Genomic DNA, 17,138 nt, shown 5'->3' with positions numbered 1-17,138 from the left:
TCTGGGCCTATGGGCCGATGCTCTGCCGGGCGCGGGTCGACGGCCATCCGGGCTAAGCGAACCTCGGCCTAGGGCGCCAGAGCCGCGGCGAACAGCACGTTGTTCTCCAGGTGAATGTGCTGCACCAGGTCGTCGTTGAGTTCGTTCAGGCCGCGGTACAGGGCGCGCCAGGTGTTGCAGGCATCTTCCGGCGGGGTGAGGCCGCCGCTCAGGCGCTGCAGCTGTTCCAGAGCTGCGCCATGCTGGTCGTGCTCCAGGCGCATCACCGCGATCGGTGCACTGGCCTGCCTGGCATAGCCGGCGAGGAGCATGGGAAAGAGGATCTGCTCCTCCTTGAGCATGTGGCTCTCCAGTTCCTGCAGCATGGCGCGCAGGTGGTCGGCCAGGCCCCTGGGGCAGTCGGCGCGGTCGCCGTGGACCTGCTCGACCCGATAGGCCAGCGCGATCAGTTCCGGCAGCTGCTCGCGATGGCGAGCGTGGTAGCGGTTGAGGATGTGCTCGATCAGCTGGTCGCTGGGCTCGCTGCGCCAGTCGTGGTGCAAGCCGCCCTGGTTCTGCAGCGCCGCGAGTTCGCTGGCGATTGGCTGCGGGTCAATGCCGCGCCTATTGGCCTCCTCGCGCAGGCTGCGCTGGCCGCCGCAACAGAAATCCAGGTTGAAGGCGTGCAACAGCCGGCTGGCGCCGGGGATCTCGCAGGCCAACTGGCCCAGGGGTTGGTCGAGCAGCTTCAGGCTCATGACGCTTTCCTCTACAGGAAACTAAGGGTAAGCGGGGGGTAGCAGCCGGCGTGCCAGGCGCAGGTCATTGAAAAGCCTGATCTATTTTTCCAGCATGGTGGTTATGACCCTGATTTGTTAGGGTGGCGTCAACCACAGAGGGTCAAATACACCATGCTCGAAGCCAGCCTGCTCGCCGACCTGATCGTCGAACTGCCCAATGCCGTGCGCCTGCAGCGCCTGGTGCAGACCCTGCGCGAACACTTCAGCTGCGGCGCGGTGGGCCTGCTGCGCCTGGACGGCGACAGCCTGCGCCCGCTGGCGGCCGTCGGCCTGGCCCAGGAGGCCCTCGGCCGGCGCTTCGTGATCGCCCAGCACCCGCGGCTGGCGGCGATCATGGCCGCGCGCGAGCCGGTCTGGTTCGAGCCGGACAGCCGCCTGCCGGATCCCTACGACGGGCTGCTCGACAGCCATGCCGGCGAACCCCTGCCGGTACACGACTGCATGGGCGTGAGCCTGTTCGTCGATGGCCAGCTGTGGGGCGCGCTGACCCTCGACGCGCTGCATGCCGGCACCTTCGGCAGCGAGGCGCGGCGCGCCCTGCAGCGCTATTCGCTGATCATCGAGGCAGCGCTGCGGATGACCCGCCTGGAGCAGGAGAACCGCGGCCTGCGCCTGGCCCGCAGCGATGTGGCGGGCGTACCGACGGCGCTGGAGCAGGGCGAGATCCTCGGCCAGAGCGCGGCGATCCGCGAGTTGCTGGCCGAGCTGGACGTGGTCGCCGACTCCGAACTGCCGGTGCTGCTGCTGGGCGAGACCGGCGTCGGCAAGGAGCTGTTCGCCCGGCGCCTGCACAGCCTGTCGCGGCGGCGCCACAAGCCGCTGATCCAGGTCAACTGCGCCGCCTTGCCCGAGTCGCTGGCCGAGAGCGAGCTGTTCGGACACGTCAAGGGCGCCTTCTCCGGCGCCAGCAGCGATCGCCCCGGGCGTTTCGATGCGGCCAACGGCGGCACCCTGCTGCTCGACGAGGTCGGCGAACTGCCGCTGAGCGTGCAGGCCAAGCTGCTGCGCACCCTGCAGAATGGCGAGATCCAGCGCCTGGGCGCGGACAAGCCGCTGCGCGTCGATGTACGGGTGATCGCCGCGACCAACCGCCACCTGCCCGAGAGCATCCGCGACGGCCGGTTCCGCGCCGACCTCTACCACCGCCTGTCGGTCTACCCGGTGCCGATTCCGCCACTGCGCGAGCGCGACAGCGATGTGCTGATGCTGGCCGGCCATTTTCTCGAGCTCAATCGCGCCCGTCTGGGCCTGCGCAGCGTACGCCTGTCGCCGGCGGCCGAGCGGGCGCTGCTCGACTATGCCTGGCCGGGCAATGTGCGCGAGCTGGAACACGTGATCAGCCGCGCCGCGCTCAAGCTGCTCAGCCGCGGCGCCAGCAGGAGCGAGATCCTCACCCTGGAGCCCGAGCAACTGGATCTGGATACCAGGCTGCGCCGTGGCGAGCCGGCATCCGCGCCGGTGGCGGACGCGGACGCCGCCGGCCCCCCGGGCTCGATGCGTGAGGCGGTCGAGGCCTGCCAGCGCCAGAGCATTCAGCAGGCTTTGCAGGCCAGTGGCGACAACTGGGCCAGCGCCGCGCGCCTGCTCGAGCTGGACCCGAGCAACCTGCACAAGCTGGCCCGGCGCCTGGGCCTGAAGTAGCCCGGGGCGGTGCTGGCGAGCGCCTTTGACTCAGGTCAATGAGCTCCGCCGGCCCTGGCCGGACACTGCAGCGACCGCAGGCCATGCCGGGAGAGGCCGATGCTCGATGCGATTCGCTGGGATTGGGGGTTGGTCCACCGTTACGGCCACGCCCTGTCGCACTACGGCTGCTACCCGCCGCCACGCCAGTTCGTTGCCGGGGTCGGCGCCTTCGAGCTATTGCGCGCCTTGCGCAGCAGCCGCCTGGCGCAGCGCCCGCTGTCGTTGTACCTGCACCTGCCATTCGCCGCCGTCGGCGACGCCGGCTGGCGCAACGGCGTGATCGGCCGGGATCGCCGCCATGGCCTGGCTTATCTGCAGCGGCTGGAACGCGAGATCGAGCGGGTCGGCCATCACCTCGGTCCCGGCCAGCGGGTCGAGCAGCTGTACTGGGGCGGCACCCCGACCTTTCTCGATCACCAGCAGCTGCGCCGGCTGATGACCCAGCTGCGCCAGCGCTTCGCGCTGCTGGAGGACGACAGCGGCGACTACGCCATCGACATCGATCCGCGCGAGGCCGACTGGCCGACCCTGGGCCTGCTGCGCGAGCTGGGCTTCAATCGCCTGAACATCGGCGTGCACGACCTCGACCCGCAGGTGCAGCAGGCGACCCGGCGGCGCTACAGCCCGCGGCAGCTGGGTTCGCTGCTCGAGGCCGCGCGCACCCTGCATTACCGTGCGGTGAATCTGGAACTGCGCTATGGCCTGCCGCAGCAGAGTGCGGCCAGCTTCGCCCGGACCCTGGCCGCGGTGCTGGCCCTGCAGCCCGATCGCCTGACCCTGCGCGCGGCGGCCGGCTGGCCGGGGGTGGGCCAGCGCGAGCGGCTCGAGCGGCTGCGCGAGGCCAGCGAGCGGCTGAACGCCGCCGGCTACCGCTACATCGGCCTGGGCCAGTTCGTCCTGCCCGACGACGAACTGGCCATGGCCCAGGAAGGCGGCCGCCTGCGGCGCGACCTGCAAGGCTACAGCGGCCACGCCCGCGGCGACCTGATCGGCCTGGGCCTGTGCGCGATCAGTCGGGTCGGCGCGCTCCATGCGCAGAACAGCGACGATCCCGCGCGCTATCAGGCGTGCATCGACAGCGGCCAGCTGGCGACCCGCCGCGGCCTGCGTTGCACGGCCGACGACCAACTGCGCCAGGCGCTGATCGAGACCCTGGTGTGCGACTTCCAACTGGACATGCGCGCCATCGAGGCGCGCTTCGACCTGGACTTTCGCGACTACTTCGCCGCCCAGTGGCCGGGCCTGGAGCAATTGGCGGGCGACGGCCTGATCGAGCTGGGCGAGGACTTCATCGACGTGCGCCCGGTCGGCCGCCTGCTGGTGGGGGCGCTGTGCCGGCTGTTCGATCGCGACCCGCCGGCAGAGGCAAGGCCGCTGTCGCGGGTCGTCTAGCGCCCGCGGGTACTGCGGCGCTACGCCGCAGCAACACCTGGCCGCGCGCAAAGCCGCGCCCTTGCTGGCTCGCGGCGTTTTCCCCCGGTGGGTAGTACCTCCAACGAGGAATGGGCGCGGTGCCGGGCCCAGGTGCAGGCTGCACTCGGCAGACACTCAACGGAGACTTTCCCATGGCGCACCTGTCCAGCAGCGCATTTCAGGCCTTACGCATCGCGGTTCTGACCGTCAGCGATACCCGGACCCAGGCCACCGACAGTTCCGGGCAGACCCTGATCGACGGCCTGGAGGCGGCCGGCCATGCCTTGGCCGCGCGCGCCCTGGTGATCGATGACATCTGGCAGATCCGCGCCCGGCTCTGTGCCTGGATCGCCGACCCGCTGGTGCAGGTGGTGCTGATCACCGGCGGCACCGGCTTCACCGCCCGCGACAACACTCCACAGGCGGTGGCGCCGCTACTGGACAAGCAGGTCGACGGCTTCGGCGAGCTGTTCCGCCAGGTCTCGCTGGCCGAGATCGGCACCTCCAGCCTGCAGTCGCGAGCCCTGGCCGGGATCAGCGACGGCACCCTGGTCTGCTGCCTGCCGGGCTCGCCCAACGCCTGCCGCACCGCCTGGGACAAGATCCTCCGCGAACAGCTGGACAGCCGCACCCGACCCTGCAACTTCGTGCCCCATCTCAAGCAACTGGCCGAGCAGCCGCGGGCGCTCTGCGGAGCCCGCCCATGAGCGCCTGTGGCTGTACCGGCAACAACCTGCGCCCGGTCGACGAGGCCATCGAGGAACTGCTCGGGCGGATACCGGCCTTGCCGCCGGTGGAGCGGGTGGCCCTGGGCGACGCCCTCGGCCGGGTCCTGGCCGAACCGCTGCGCGCGCCCTTCGCGGTGCCGGCCTGGGACAACAGCGCGATGGACGGTTACGCCCTGCGCGCCGCCGATCTGCCGGCCGGCGGGGGCAGCCTGCCGCTGGCCGGGCGGATTCCCGCCGGCGATGGGGCGCAGCAGGTCCTGGCGGCCGGTCATGCGGTGCGCATCTTCACCGGCGCGCCGCTGCCGCCGGGCGCCGACAGCGTGGTGGCGCAGGAACAGTGCCGGGTCGAGGAGGGCCGGGTCTGGTTGCCCGCGGTCAGCGGCGGCGAGCATGTGCGCCGGTGCGGCGAGGAGCTGGCGGCCGGCGCTCCGGTGCTGGCCGCCGGGCAACGCCTGCGCGCCCAGGAGCTGGGTCTGCTGGCCAGTTTCGGGGTGGCCCGGGTGGCGGTCTACCGGCGCCTGCGGGTCGGCCTGCTGAGCAGCGGCAACGAGCTGCGCGAGCCCGGCGAGCCGCTGCAGCCCGGGCAGATCTACAACGCCAACCGCTACAGCCTGGCCGCGCTGCTCACCGGCCTGGGCCTCGAGGTACACGACTACGAGATCATGGCCGACGAGCTGGCGGCCAGTCGCGATGCCCTGAGCCTGGCGGCCTCCGAATGGGACCTGCTGATCACCTCCGGCGGCGTCTCGGTGGGGGAGGAGGACCATCTCAAGCAGGCGATCCGCGAACTGGGCCAACTGCACCTGTGGCGTCTGGCGATCCAGCCGGGCAAGCCGCTGGCCTTCGGCGAGGTGGGCGGCAAGCCCTGGCTGGGCCTGCCGGGCAACCCGGCGGCGGCCCTGATCACCGCCCTGGTGGTGGCGCGGCCGTTCCTGCTGCGCGCCCAGGGCTGTCGCGAGGTGATGGCGCAGCCGCTGCGGCTGCCGGCGGGCTTCGCCTGGCCCCGGGCCAACCCGCGCCGCCAGTACCTGCGCGCGCGCCTCGAGCAGCACGGCGGCCAGCAGCGGGTGTGCCTGCACCCGCAGCAGGGCTCGGCCATGCTCGCCTCGGCCTGCTGGGCCGATGGCCTGGCCGTGGTCGAGGTCGGCCAGACCCTGGCGCCAGGGGAGGCGGTCGACTACCTGCCGTTTAGCGCCTTGCTCGGATGAACAGGCTTGTTGACCGCCATCAATGCGCCGCGCCGACCAATCCCTAGAGTGACGCGCTCTATCGCGCCTGCAAGGAGTTCCCATGCAACTGATCTGCCCGGCCGGCAGCCTGCCGGCCCTCAAGGCCGCCGTTAGGCAGGGCGCCGACGCCGTCTACGTCGGCTTTCGCGACGACACCAACGCCCGTCACTTCGCCGGCCTCAATCTCGACGACAAGCAGCTGGAAAGCGGCCTGCAGCTGATCCGCGACAACGGCCGCCAGCTCTACGTGGCGGTCAACACCTATGCCTTGCCCGATGGCTGGGCGCGCTGGCAACGGGCGGTCGACCGGGCCGCGGCGCTCGGCGTCGACGCCCTGATCGCCGCCGATCCCGGGGTGCTGGCCTACGCCAGCCGGCGCCATCCCAACCTCAACCTGCACCTGTCGGTGCAGGGCTCGGCGACCAATGCCGCGGCCCTGACCTTTTACCAGCAGCGCTACGGGATTCGCCGCGCGGTGCTGCCGCGGGTGCTGTCGCTGGCCCAGGTGCGCCAGGTGGCGGAGAAGAGCCCGGTGCCGATCGAGGTGTTCGCCTTCGGCAGCCTGTGCATCATGGCCGAGGGCCGCTGCCACCTGTCCAGCTACCTGACCGGCGAGTCGCCCAACCTGTGCGGGGTCTGCTCGCCGGCCAAGGCGGTGCGTTGGCAGGAGGACGCAGACGGCCTCAGCTCGCGGCTGGGCGGGGTGCTGATCGACCGCTACGGCAAAGGCGAGGCGGCCGGCTACCCGACCTTGTGCAAGGGCCGCTTCCTGGTGGGCGGCCAGCGCTTCCACGCCCTGGAGGAGCCGACCAGCCTGAACACCCTGGACCTGATTCCGCAGCTGGCCGCCATGGGCGTCAGCGCGGTGAAGATCGAGGGGCGCCAGCGCAGCCCGGCCTACGTCGAGCAGGTCACCAGGGTCTGGCGCGCGGCGCTGGACGCCTACGCCGCAGCGCCCCAGGGCTACAGCGTGCAGCCGCACTGGCGCAGCGCCCTGGCCGGACTGTCCGAGGGCAGTCAGACCACCCTGGGCGCCTACCACCGTTCCTGGCAGTGAGGAGAAAGCCATGAAGCTGAGCCTGGGACCCGTGCTGTTCTACTGGAGCCGGGAAAAACTGCTGGATTTCTATGCCGAGATGGCCGAACAGCCACTCGAAGCCATCTACCTCGGCGAGACGGTCTGTTCCAAGCGCCGTGCCCTGAGCCTGGACGACTGGCTGGGGCTGGCCCGCGAACTGCGCGAGTGCACCAAGGCCGAACTGGTGCTGTCGGGCCTGGCCCTGGTCGAGGCGGCCTCCGAGCTGTCCAGCCTGCGCCGGCTGTGCGACAACGGCGAACTGCTGGTCGAGGCCAACGACATGGGCGCAGTGCAGTTGTTGCGCGAGCGCGGCCTGGGGTTCGTCGCCGGTCCCGCGCTGAATCTGTACAACGGCTATGCCCTGGCCGAGTTGCTCGACTGCGGCCTGCGCCGCTGGGTGCCGCCGGTGGAGTGTTCCGGCGCCCTGCTGCGCAGCACCCTGGCCCAGCTCGACGAACTGGGCCGGGCGCGCCCGGAGGTCGAGCTGTTCGCCTACGGCCACCTGCCGCTGGCCTACTCGGCGCGCTGCTTCACCGCGCGGGCGGAGAACCGGCCCAAGGACGACTGCCAGTTCTGCTGCCTCGGCTACCCGGAGGGCATCGCCCTGCACAGCCAGGAGGGCGAGCCGCTGTTCACCCTCAACGGCATCCAGACATTGTCGGCCAAGGTCAGCAACCTGCTGGCCGACTACCCGCAGCTGTGTGCCGCCGGCGCCGACCTGCTGCGCCTGAGCCCGCGCGCCGAGGGCATGGCCGAGGTGATCGGCGCCTTCGACGCGGTGCGCGGCGGGGCGCTACCGCCGCTGGCGGTGCAGGGCTGCAACGGCTACTGGCATGGCCGCCCCGGCATGCTCAGGGCCGAGCAGGTGGGCCTATGAAGCGCCTGGCGCGCCTGGCCATGCGCGCGGCCGATCCGCTGCTGCCGCTGGGCCGGCATGTGCCCTTCGCGTTGCAGCGTCTGGTGCTGGAGAAGGTCATCGCCCGGCTGTTCGCCGAGCCGCTGGCCGAGGGCCAGTTCGACCTGCTGGAGGGACGCTGGCTGCGCCTGGAGGTCAGCGACCTGGGCCTGGCCTGGTGCCTGACCCGCGACTGGTGCGGCCTGCGCGTGGCGCGCCGGGCCAACTGCGATCTGTGCATCCGCGGCAACTGGCGCGAGTTCCTGCTGCTGGCCAGCCGTCAGGAGGACCCGGACACCCTGTTCTTTCGCCGTCGCCTGAGCATCGAGGGCGACACCGACCTGGGCCTGGGGATCAAGAACCTGCTCGACAGCCTGGATCCCGACGGCCTGCCGCCGCGGCTCTGGCAACTGATCTGCGCCCTGGGCGAGGCGATCAAGCCGGCAGACCCCGAGGGCGCCCCCGCGCCCGCCCACTGAAAATTCGGGCGGCCATGGCCGCCCAATCCCTATCCAGCCTATCGAAGAGCGAACCACGCCATGCAGTCGAGAACCCACCATGTCTGACACCCTGGCCCATGCCACCCAGGCGATCCTGCGCCGCCTCGGCCTGCGCAGCATCAACCTGCAGTTCCTGTTTTCCTACGGCCTGATCTTCCTCTGCGCGGCCCTCACCGCCGGCGTGCTGTTCCTCTCCGGGCGCGATGCCGGCCAGCTGGATCGGGCCGGGGCGCAGCGCATGCTCAGCCAGAAGATGGTCAAGGAGGGCCTGCTGGTCGGTCAGGGGCTACTGCCGGCGGCGACCCTGGACGCCACCCTGGAGCGCTTCGACCAGGCCCATCGCCTGCTGCTGCAGGGCGACGCCGAACACCCCGCCATCCAGTTGGCCGAGGCGCGCCAGGGCCTGGAGCGGGTCGACCGGCTCTGGCAGCGTCTGCGCCCCGGCGTGCAGCGCCTGGCAGGCGGCGACAGTGCCGAGCTGCCAAGCCTGGTCGCCGATGGCGATGAGCTGCTCAAGGAGATGCACGCGGTGGTCGGGCTGCTGGCCGCCGACGCCAATCGCAGCGCCGCGCTGCAGCGCTGGGTGGCCCTGGCCTCGAGTCTGGTGATCCTGCTGCTGGCGGTGCTCGGCCGGCTGGTCGGGATGAACTGGCTGATGGGCCAGATCGAAACCCTGCGCGGGCGCCTGCAGCTGGTCAGCCAGGGCGACTTTTCCCAGCCGCTGCCGGTGGGCTATGCCGACAACGAACTGGGCCAGATCGCCACGGCCTACAACCAGCTACTGCAGCAGGTCGGCAGCATGATCCGGGTGGTGCGCCAGGCCGCCGAGGAGGCCGATGGCCATTGCAGCTACATGGCCGGTCTGGCGGCCGAGAGCGCCCGCAGCGTGGTCGGCCAGCAGGCCGAGATCGACCAGGTGGCGAGCGCCATGCAGCAGATGCTCAGCACCTCCCAGGAGGTGGCCCGCAGCACGGTGGAGGCGGCGGGCGCGGCCGACATCGCCGAGCGCGAAAGTTGCGCCGGTCAGGCGGTGATGAGCGGCTCGGTGAGCGCCATCCGCGACCTGTCCGGCCGGGTCGAGGGGCTGTCGACGCTGATGCAGCAGCTGGCCAGCGACAGCCAGGAGATCGGCCGGGTGCTGGAGGTGATCAGCGGCATCGCCGACCAGACCAACCTGCTGGCCCTCAACGCGGCCATCGAGGCGGCCAGGGCCGGCGAGCAGGGTCGCGGTTTCGCCGTGGTGGCCGACGAGGTGCGCAGCCTGGCCGCACGCACCCAGACCTCGGCGGGCGAGATCAGCCTGCTGATCGAGCGCCTGCAGCAGCAGGCCAGCCGCGCCAGCGAGGCCATGGCCGAGTCGCGCCGCGGCAGCGACAGCACCCTGGAGCAGATCGAGTCGGCCCAGGGCGCTCTTGAACAGATCGTCGGCGCGGTGCGCACCATCCGCGGCATGACCAACCAGATCGCCACCGCGGCCGAGGAGCAATCCCAGGTCGCCGACGACATGCACCGCTCGCTGACCCAGATCGCCGGCGTGGCCACCCAGGCGGCCGCCTCGACCCGCGACACCGAGTCGACCAGCCAGACCATCACCCAGCGCATGGAAGGGTTGCAGAGCCTGACCGCACGCTTCCGCCTGCAGGCCTGAGGCGCCGGCCCCGGGGCTGCAACGGCCCCGGGCGCGCTGTGGCGGGGCTCAGTCCAGCGAACGCAGGGTCGGCCGCGCAGGCGCCGGACGGCGCGGTTGCAGGCGGTCGCTGGCAATCAGCTCGCTGAGCTCGGCGAACAGCGCATCGGCATCCGCGGCGCTGCAGTCTTCGCCATAGCGTTTCTTCAGGCCGTACTGGCTGAGGATCAGGTGCTCGCTGGGCATCACCTGGTGCTGGTCCAGGCAGCCGCGCACGCATTGCAGCTGGCAGCCGTCGATGGCCAGGATCGGCCGCCCGGAGTTGGCCTTGCTGATCAGCGAGGCGACTCGCCCGCCGACCCCGGCGATGCAGGACATTTCCGCCAGGCCGGCGCGATCCAGGCGCACCGCCAGGGTATTGGCCAGCTGCGCGACGTTGGAGCAGCCGGAGCAGGAGTAGACCAGCGGCAGGGTTGATCGATCGGACATGATTGACTCTCCAGGGTCGGGGCTGAGGGCGGCCGTGGCCGCTCACTCGGAATAGCTGGCCAGGGCGGGGCGGTCGAGCACGCGAATGCTGCGCCGCTCCATGGCGATCAGGCCGGCGTCGATCAGGCGATGGAGGATGCGCGAGAAGGTTTCCGGCTGCATGCCCAGCTGCGAGGCGATCAGCCGCTTGGGCACGCTGAGCCTGATCTGGCCGTCGGCCGCTTCCTGCTCCTGGCAGAGAAAGCGCACCACCCGGCGGCTGGCGTTGGCCAGGGTCAGGGTGTCGATCTCGTTCAGGCGCTGGTGCAGGCGGATGCTGAAGCTGGCCAGCAGTTTCAGGCAGATGCTCGGCTGGGCTTCCAGCAGGCGCCGATAGTGGGCGCCGTCGATGCTGATCAGGCTGCTGGCCTTCATCGCCCGGGCGGTCACCGGGTAGTGGCGGGTGCCGCTGAACAACAGGGCCTCGGCGAAGCTGTGGCCGGGGCGGATGGCCTCGACCAGTTTCTCGTTGCCTTCGAGCAGGACCCGGGTGAGGACGATCTGGCCTTCGAGCAGCAGGTAGAAGCGGTCGGCCGTCTCGCCTTGGTGGAACAGGGTGTCGCCGCCCTCGAGGCGTCGGTGGTTGGCCAGTTGGGCCACTTCCTGGAAGGCCCCGGGGGGCAGCTTGTCGAACAGGTGATGCCGGCGCAGGGCGTCGAGGGTGGTGGGATCGGTCAGCATGGTGCACCTCCATGACCGCATCTTAGGGACGCCGGCGCAGGGCGCCCATTCCTCCTCGGCACTACCTCCAAAGAGGCAGCAGCGGCGCTGCTGCCCGCGCAGGGTTCGTCAGTAGCTGTACTGCGCCTGCAGCCACAGCTTGTCGGTGTCGACGGCGAAGTCGTCGGCGTCGTAGCCGGCGTATTTCACCAGGCCGCTCAGGCCCTTCACCCCCGGAATCGGGTGGCCGTAGGCCAGGTCGAGTTCCTCGCCGTACTGGCTGCTGCCCTGCTCGGCGCGAAAGTCGTGGTACCAGGCCTGCAGGCTGCCGCCGAACAGCGGGATGACCGCACCGACATAGTCGTCCTTGACCCCGTCGGCCGGGGTGGCGAGAAACAGGTCGGCCCAGCCCTGGAAGGCGTGCTTGGTCGCCAGCGGGGTCTGGAAGGCGCGATTGCCCGGCCCGGAGTCGCCACCGAGCACCTCGTAGCCGGCCTTGAGCGCCACCCCTTTGACCGTGTAGCCGATCTCAGCGAGGCGGTAGTCGCTGTCCAGGTCCAGCGGGTTGTCGGCGTAATCCCGCTGCTGGGCGTACTCCAGGGCATAGCTGACCCCGGCGATGGCGCCGCTGGCGCGCAGGCCGGTGGTCTGGCTCGACTGGTTGCCGCCGAGCAGGTTGTCCAGCCCCAGACGGTACTGGTAGGCGGTCAGGGTCAGCTCGGGCATGAGCACGTACTGGGCATTGAGCAGGTGGCTGTGGCCCTCGATGTTGGCCGGGTTGCCGGCGCTGTCGTACTGGCCGTTGCCCGGGCCGAACACGCTGTTGATGTTGTCGAGGTAGGCGTAGCTCAGGGTCAGGCCGTCGAGCGGCTTGAGCTGACCGAGCACGCCGTCGTAGGTCTGCTCGTTCTGCCGCCAGGCGACGCCGCCGACGAAGCGCTGGTTGTCCAGGTTGATGCGCTGGCGGCCGACCACCGCGCTGCCCAGGGCATGGTCGTAGCGCAGCAGGGCCTGGTTGATCTCGCTGCCGTCCGGGTCGGCGACCACCGAATACTGGCTCTGGCCGTTGCGGGTGCTGTTGTAGCTGGCCTCGCCGAGGCGGCTGACGTTGTCGGCCTCGATCAGCGCCGACAGGCCGTACCACTTGCCGCTCTGCAAGCCGACGCGGGTGCGCAGGGTCTGGGCGTTGGCGTGCTTGAGGGCGTTGTCCTGGTCGACGTGCTCGTAGCGGTAGCGGGCATCGAGGATCGGCTTGCCCTGGGTCAGCAGGTCGGCGATGTCTTCGCCGGCCAGCAGGGGGCCGCTGAGGCAGAGCAGGGCGAGGCACAGGGGGCTGAGGGGGAGTGCTTGCATGGCGGGACTTCCACAGTGTTGGGATGCCCCGGACGATAGCGGGCGGCACCGATCGGCGATTGACCATCATCAAGATTGCCCGGGCAGTTGCGCGGCGCCGGCAGCGGGGCAGCAGGGCGCGGATGTTGACCGGCGACAAGTTGCGCCCGCGATTGCGCGCCTATGCTGCATCAGCCGTACGTAGTCGGCGCTGATCAGGAGGCGTGATGGACGTCGAACAGCTGTTGAACAACAACCGTTTCTGGGCCGAGTCGCTGCGCGCCCGCGACCCCGAGTTCTTCGCCCGCCTGGCCGCCCAGCAGCGCCCGGAGTTCCTCTGGATCGGCTGCTCGGACAGCCGGGTGCCGGCCAACGAGGTGGTCGGCCTGATGCCGGGCGAGCTGTTCGTGCACCGCAACGTGGCCAACATGGTGGTGGCCACCGACATGAACTTCCTCTCGGTGCTGCAGTACGCGGTGGACGTGCTGCAGGTCAAACAGGTGATCGTCTGCGGCCACTACGGCTGCGGCGGCGTGCGCGCGGCGCTGGGCCACGAGGAGCTGGGCCTGATCGACAACTGGCTGCGTGCGCTCAAGGCGCTGTATCACCAGAACCTGGAGCGTTTTTCCGGGCTGGGGCACGAGGCCCAGGTCGACCTGCTGTGCGAGCTGAACGTGCAGCGCCAGGTACGCAACGTCTGCCACACCACCATCGTCCAGCGCGCCTGGGCCCGCGGCCAGGCGCTGGCGGTGCATGGCTGGATCTATGGCCTGAGCGATGGCCTGGTCAAGGACCTGGGCGTCACCGTCAGCAGCGCCGCCCAGCTCGACCAGACCTTTCTCTACGAGTGAGGCGAAACAGATCACGCGCTGGCAAGGCTCATTCTGGCTGGGTCAGTGGCTGTAGCAGCTGCGGATAGTCGTTGCGGGTGTTGTTGACCTCGGTGCTGACCGGATAGCCGACGATCTGCGGCCCGGTGCTCGCCACCAGCGCGTCTAGGTCCTGGACGGGCAGCTCGGGCGACAGCCAGCGATCGAACTGCTCGGGGGCCAGAACCACCGGCATGCGCGCGTGGATGGCGCGAATGCTCGGCAGCGCCGCCCGGGTCAGCAGCGCGCAGGACAGCACCTGCTGCGCATCCGGCCCCTGCCAGGTGGACCACAGGCCGGCGAAGGCCAGCAGCGAATCGTCCGGCGCATGGATGTAGTAGGGCTGCTTGACCTCGCGCCCGCTGGGGCTGCGCGCGGTTTCGCGGGCATTCCACTCATACCAGCCCTGGGCCGGCATCAGGCAGCGCTGGGTCCGGTAGCTGTGCCGCCACATGGGCTTGACCGCCGCCTCCTCGCTGCGGGCATTGAAGGTCAGGGTCGGCAGGCCGGGCTTCTTCCACCAGCCGGGAATCAACCCCCAGCGCGCCGCCACCACCTCGGCTTCGCCCTGCTCGCCGAGGATGACCATGGGCACGGTCATCGACGGGGCGACGTTGTACAGCCGGCGAATCCACCGCCCCGAGTCGCGCGCGCCTATGTGCCAGTAGCGCTCCATGGCCGCTTCATCGGGGCTGACATATCGACCGCACATGGGCACCTCTGCGGATTCGGCTGATTTCAGGTTAGCCCGGAAAGGGGCCGGCAGGCGCTCCCGCAAGGCCGCAGGCCGCGGTGCTAGACGGCGTTCAGGGCAACCATTGCCCAGAGGCCGAGGACCGCAACGAAGTTGATGGTGAACACCAGGCCGCGCAGTCGGACGTTGCCGGTGAGTATCTGCACCAGGCTGTGCAACACCCGGCCAGCGACGAAGATCCACGCCAGCACCAGTGCCAGCCGGTTGCTGTCGGCCTGCAGCAGTATCAGACAGGCGACGTGGAAGAACAGCGGCCACTCGAACTGGTTGGAGAGGTTGGCGCCTATGCGCGGCTCGATCGTTGCCCAGGGATTGCTGCCGTCAACCCGACGACCCAGGCCCCAGACGGCCGGGGCGCGCGCCACGGTGAGCAGCACGTACAGCAAGGCCGTCAGCGCAACATGTGCCGCCATGGGAATGATCAGGGGATGGGCCATGGGGATATGAGACTCCAGCGGTATGCCACTAGCTTAAGTCAAGGGGTCGACCCGGGCCGGCCCCGCCGAGCGAGGCCAGCCATTTCAGGGCGGTATGGGCTGCGCTTGCATCGCACCGCTTTGGTGATCAAAGAACAGGGCTGATCCGGGTCACCCGCGCCGGGTCGGCACGGAACCTCGGGTTATGTGCATCGGCGGCCAGCATATGCTCGGTATTGTCATGAGCATCCAGAGCCGCTTGCGACGCCCATTTTTCAATCAGGAAGAACCTGTTCTCATCGTGCTCGTCGCTGAGCAGTTGGTACTGGAGACAGCCGGGCTCGGCCAGGACAAGTGGCTTGAGCCTTGTGTACGCAGCAATTTGCTCGGCCCTCTTGCCTGGCATTACCTCGATCTGTATCAGCAAATTAACTTCTTCCATGACTTGCTTCCTTGTGAATGTTGGTTGTCGATCTTTTGCGTTTGGTCTTGCATTTGGTACAGCTCGGATATGGGCGTGCAACCGCACTGACGACAGGGCTGGAAGGCTATTGCTCACCGCTTGTGGGGAGCGTCCATATACCAGTTGTTATGCGCTTATTGCTCATGGCTAAGTGCTTGTTTTATTTCAAGCTCAGGTTCACTTGGTGAGCCAAACCGCCACTTCGGCAACGGCGCTATGATTAGCGCAGCCCAGCCTCCCATGGTGGTTATTTTGAAGGTTCCTAGCACGATTGCTTCCTGCTGATCTGTGGTGGGAGCGGCGCTTGAGACACTATATGTATTTACGCAGTGGGTTGGAATTAGCCCAAGCGTGAGTGCAAACATCATTGGTTCAAAGCACTGAAACCCTTCGGGGTATGAGTTTTCTTGTTTGACAGTGATGGGGTCGCTTGCGGCAATTGCTCTTCTTATCGAAGGTGCTTCTTCTATTACTTCAACCTTGTAACTTGCGCAGCCGCTTAAGAGAGCTGCCAAGGTGGTGCTGACTATCTTATTCATAGTGTATAACGTTTGGTTAAGGGGCGGGGTTTAGCCCGTCCCAATGAGCGAAGCGAACGATTTGAACCAGTTGTTATGCAATGCGCGAGTGAAACTAAAAGCCGGTATTTTCAAAGGCGTTTTCCACGGCAAGTTTAATGCCATGCTTTAGTTTTTCTACAATTTTAACCTTGTTCAATTCGTCAATTTCAGACCACTTTTCTGATGACTCATCAATGGTTAGTGTTGTCAGGCTCTTCCCAAAACAAGTATCGCAGCGGCTCCAGCCATTTTTCTCTGGCATTAGGTTAAGAGCTACATAAGTTCCTTCAAAGTCCTTGATGTTGAGCATCGATCTTCGATAAAAGCCATAACCGTTCGTTGCCGGCATGCCATAAATATCGCGAGGGATGATTACAACAACTAAGTCAAATTCTTTTGCGAACTTTTTGTCTGATATTTCTGTTACGGCGTAGCCCCTTGATTTTATTCTTGAGATAACCTCGGTGGAGATAAGTTTTTTAATTGAGGGATCTTTAATCTCATCGTGGCTGTTGTTGAATATTGTTGTGCCAATAATTGTGAAATTTGGGTTTTCGGGAAATTCGTTGATGACACCTACTGAGCGAGTCGCCTCTAATTCCTTTGTTGTCAGGGGCGAGGCGCATCCAGTAAGTAAAAGTAGGCAACTGATGATTAGTAGGTTAATTCCCGTTTTCATGTATGACTCCCTTAGTTTCAGTGCATAACGTTTGGTTAAGGGGCGGGCTTTAGCCCGTCCCAGTGAACGAAGCGAACGGTTTGAATGCTGTAATGGACGCTCCCCGCACCCCGGTTCTATACCGATAACGGTGTTGACTGTTCGCTGGGAGAGCGCTGATGAAACGCATAGCAGTTGATCTGGCCAAGTCCGTTTACCAAGTTGCCGAGAGTGTCCGTGCCGGCGCGGTGAGTCAGCGCAGGCGGCTGAGTCGTGAGGCGTTCCGCCGATATATACAGGAGCAGGTCGAGCCGGTCGAGTGGCTGATGGAAGCCTGCGGCACGGCGCATCATTGGGGCCGTTTCGCCCAATCGCTGGGCCACCGGGTGGTGCTGCTGCATCCACGCTATGTGCGGCCCTACCGGCGGCGCAACAAGACCGACCGCAACGACTGCGACGCCATCCTCGAAGCGGCGCGCTGCCAGGGTATCCGGCCGGTGCCGGTGAAGAGCCACGAGCAGCAGCAACTGCAGCAGTTGCACGGCCTGCGCGAGACCTGGAAGAAGAGCCGTACCCAGCGCATCAACCTGCTGCGTGGCCTCCTGCGCGAAGCCGGTATCGAGGCGCCAGCAGCTACCGCCGCTTTCCTGCGCCGCGCCAACGAACTGATCGAGCGCCCTGAACTGGCGCGTTTGCGCGGCCTGCTGCAGATCGTCCTGGGCGAGATCAACCTCTACCAGCAGTGCATGGCCGACTGCGAGCGGCAGCTGCAGCAATGGCATGCCGAGGATGAGATCGTGCGCAAGCTGGACGAGGTCAGCGGCATCGGCCTGCTCACCGCCAGCGCCTTGCAGGCGGCGGTGGGCCAGCCGGAACGATTTGCCAATGGTCGCCAGCTCAGTGCCTGGCTGGGCCTGACCCCGCGCGAGTTCAGCAGCGGCAACAGCCGCAAGCTGGGGCACATCA

Annotated in this window: 19 protein-coding genes and 1 pseudogene; 11 read left to right on the top strand and 9 right to left on the bottom strand. The window is 67.7% G+C overall.

Features of this window, described 5'->3' with window-relative positions:
• Nucleotides 1–68 precede the first annotated feature (68 nt).
• Complete coding sequence (gene ytfE / locus AB5S05_RS18255; RefSeq protein WP_369288950.1) at nt 69–737, bottom strand: iron-sulfur cluster repair protein YtfE; 669 nt, start codon at nt 735–737, stop codon at nt 69–71.
• 153 nt (nt 738–890) lie between these two features.
• Between ytfE and norR the strand changes: the two genes are divergently transcribed.
• The 9 genes and pseudogenes from norR to AB5S05_RS22240 all read left to right on the top strand — a co-directional run bounded on the left by norR (nt 891) and on the right by AB5S05_RS22240 (nt 9,953).
• Entirely contained in the window at nt 891–2,420 is a 1,530-nt protein-coding gene (norR, locus tag AB5S05_RS18250) for a nitric oxide reductase transcriptional regulator NorR (protein ID WP_369288949.1), read from the top strand.
• A gap of 99 nt (nt 2,421–2,519) precedes the next feature.
• Entirely contained in the window at nt 2,520–3,854 is a 1,335-nt protein-coding gene (locus tag AB5S05_RS18245) for a radical SAM protein (RefSeq protein ID WP_369288948.1), read from the top strand.
• Nucleotides 3,855–4,027: 173 nt separating this feature from the next.
• The gene (gene moaB, locus AB5S05_RS18240; protein WP_369288947.1) at nt 4,028–4,582 is read left to right on the top strand and encodes a molybdenum cofactor biosynthesis protein B; all 555 of its coding nucleotides are present in this window, start codon (nt 4,028–4,030) and stop codon (nt 4,580–4,582) included.
• Nucleotides 4,579–5,811 carry a molybdopterin molybdotransferase MoeA gene (locus AB5S05_RS18235; protein ID WP_369288946.1) on the top strand — a complete coding sequence of 411 codons (1,233 nt, stop codon included), beginning with the start codon at nt 4,579–4,581 and terminating at the stop codon, nt 5,809–5,811. Before moaB ends, AB5S05_RS18235 begins: the two co-directional genes overlap by 4 nt.
• Before the next feature lie 82 nt (nt 5,812–5,893).
• The gene (ubiU, locus tag AB5S05_RS18230) at nt 5,894–6,889 is read left to right on the top strand and encodes a ubiquinone anaerobic biosynthesis protein UbiU (RefSeq protein ID WP_369288945.1); all 996 of its coding nucleotides are present in this window, start codon (nt 5,894–5,896) and stop codon (nt 6,887–6,889) included.
• A gap of 10 nt (nt 6,890–6,899) precedes the next feature.
• Nucleotides 6,900–7,787 carry a U32 family peptidase gene (locus AB5S05_RS18225; protein ID WP_369288944.1) on the top strand — a complete coding sequence of 296 codons (888 nt, stop codon included), beginning with the start codon at nt 6,900–6,902 and terminating at the stop codon, nt 7,785–7,787.
• Entirely contained in the window at nt 7,784–8,284 is a 501-nt protein-coding gene (gene ubiT, locus AB5S05_RS18220; protein ID WP_369288943.1) for a ubiquinone anaerobic biosynthesis accessory factor UbiT, read from the top strand. The genes AB5S05_RS18225 and ubiT overlap by 4 nt, the downstream gene beginning before the upstream one ends.
• A 79-nt stretch (nt 8,285–8,363) precedes the next feature.
• Nucleotides 8,364–9,083, top strand: a pseudogene (locus tag AB5S05_RS22245) (type IV pili methyl-accepting chemotaxis transducer N-terminal domain-containing protein); the annotation flags it as partial.
• Nucleotides 9,084–9,104: 21 nt separating this feature from the next.
• The gene (locus AB5S05_RS22240) at nt 9,105–9,953 is read left to right on the top strand and encodes a methyl-accepting chemotaxis protein (protein ID WP_438943595.1); all 849 of its coding nucleotides are present in this window, start codon (nt 9,105–9,107) and stop codon (nt 9,951–9,953) included.
• A 48-nt stretch (nt 9,954–10,001) separates the two neighbouring features.
• Here AB5S05_RS22240 and AB5S05_RS18210 read toward each other — a convergent pair whose 3' ends face one another.
• The 3 genes from AB5S05_RS18210 to AB5S05_RS18200 all read right to left on the bottom strand — a co-directional run bounded on the left by AB5S05_RS18210 (nt 10,002) and on the right by AB5S05_RS18200 (nt 12,473).
• Complete coding sequence (locus AB5S05_RS18210) at nt 10,002–10,421, bottom strand: putative zinc-binding protein (protein WP_369288941.1); 420 nt, start codon at nt 10,419–10,421, stop codon at nt 10,002–10,004.
• A 42-nt stretch (nt 10,422–10,463) separates the two neighbouring features.
• On the bottom strand, nt 10,464–11,141 hold the full coding sequence (locus AB5S05_RS18205; RefSeq protein ID WP_369288940.1) for a Crp/Fnr family transcriptional regulator: 678 nt from the start codon (nt 11,139–11,141) through the stop codon (nt 10,464–10,466).
• Between the two features lie 108 nt (nt 11,142–11,249).
• Nucleotides 11,250–12,473 carry an alginate export family protein gene (locus tag AB5S05_RS18200; protein WP_369288939.1) on the bottom strand — a complete coding sequence of 408 codons (1,224 nt, stop codon included), beginning with the start codon at nt 12,471–12,473 and terminating at the stop codon, nt 11,250–11,252.
• 203 nt (nt 12,474–12,676) lie between these two features.
• Between AB5S05_RS18200 and can the strand changes: the two genes are divergently transcribed.
• Nucleotides 12,677–13,303, top strand: a complete 627-nt coding sequence (gene can / locus AB5S05_RS18195; RefSeq protein ID WP_369288938.1) for a carbonate dehydratase — start codon at nt 12,677–12,679, stop codon at nt 13,301–13,303.
• Between the two features lie 28 nt (nt 13,304–13,331).
• Here the strand turns inward: can and AB5S05_RS18190 are convergent, their stop codons facing one another.
• The 5 genes from AB5S05_RS18190 to AB5S05_RS18170 all read right to left on the bottom strand — a co-directional run bounded on the left by AB5S05_RS18190 (nt 13,332) and on the right by AB5S05_RS18170 (nt 16,193).
• Nucleotides 13,332–14,033, bottom strand: a complete 702-nt coding sequence (locus tag AB5S05_RS18190; RefSeq protein WP_369288937.1) for an SOS response-associated peptidase — start codon at nt 14,031–14,033, stop codon at nt 13,332–13,334.
• A gap of 83 nt (nt 14,034–14,116) precedes the next feature.
• On the bottom strand, nt 14,117–14,512 hold the full coding sequence (locus AB5S05_RS18185) for an MAPEG family protein (RefSeq protein ID WP_369288936.1): 396 nt from the start codon (nt 14,510–14,512) through the stop codon (nt 14,117–14,119).
• A 127-nt stretch (nt 14,513–14,639) separates the two neighbouring features.
• Entirely contained in the window at nt 14,640–14,933 is a 294-nt protein-coding gene (locus AB5S05_RS18180) for a putative quinol monooxygenase (protein WP_369288935.1), read from the bottom strand.
• A gap of 155 nt (nt 14,934–15,088) precedes the next feature.
• A complete protein-coding gene (locus tag AB5S05_RS18175) occupies nt 15,089–15,493 on the bottom strand; it encodes a hypothetical protein (protein ID WP_369288934.1) in 405 nt (134 codons plus the stop codon).
• A gap of 94 nt (nt 15,494–15,587) precedes the next feature.
• A complete protein-coding gene (locus AB5S05_RS18170; RefSeq protein WP_369288933.1) occupies nt 15,588–16,193 on the bottom strand; it encodes a hypothetical protein in 606 nt (201 codons plus the stop codon).
• Between the two features lie 158 nt (nt 16,194–16,351).
• Between AB5S05_RS18170 and AB5S05_RS18165 the strand changes: the two genes are divergently transcribed.
• Nucleotides 16,352–17,138: IS110 family RNA-guided transposase (locus AB5S05_RS18165; RefSeq protein WP_369288932.1), on the top strand; the 787-nt coding region annotated here is incomplete at its 3' end.

This window comes from Pseudomonas zhanjiangensis (assembly GCF_041027545.1).
GTDB classification, from domain to species: Bacteria; Pseudomonadota; Gammaproteobacteria; order Pseudomonadales; family Pseudomonadaceae; genus Aquipseudomonas; species Aquipseudomonas zhanjiangensis.
The sequence above is the reverse complement of the archived record's forward strand: the minus strand, read 5'-3'. Positions and strand labels throughout refer to the sequence as shown.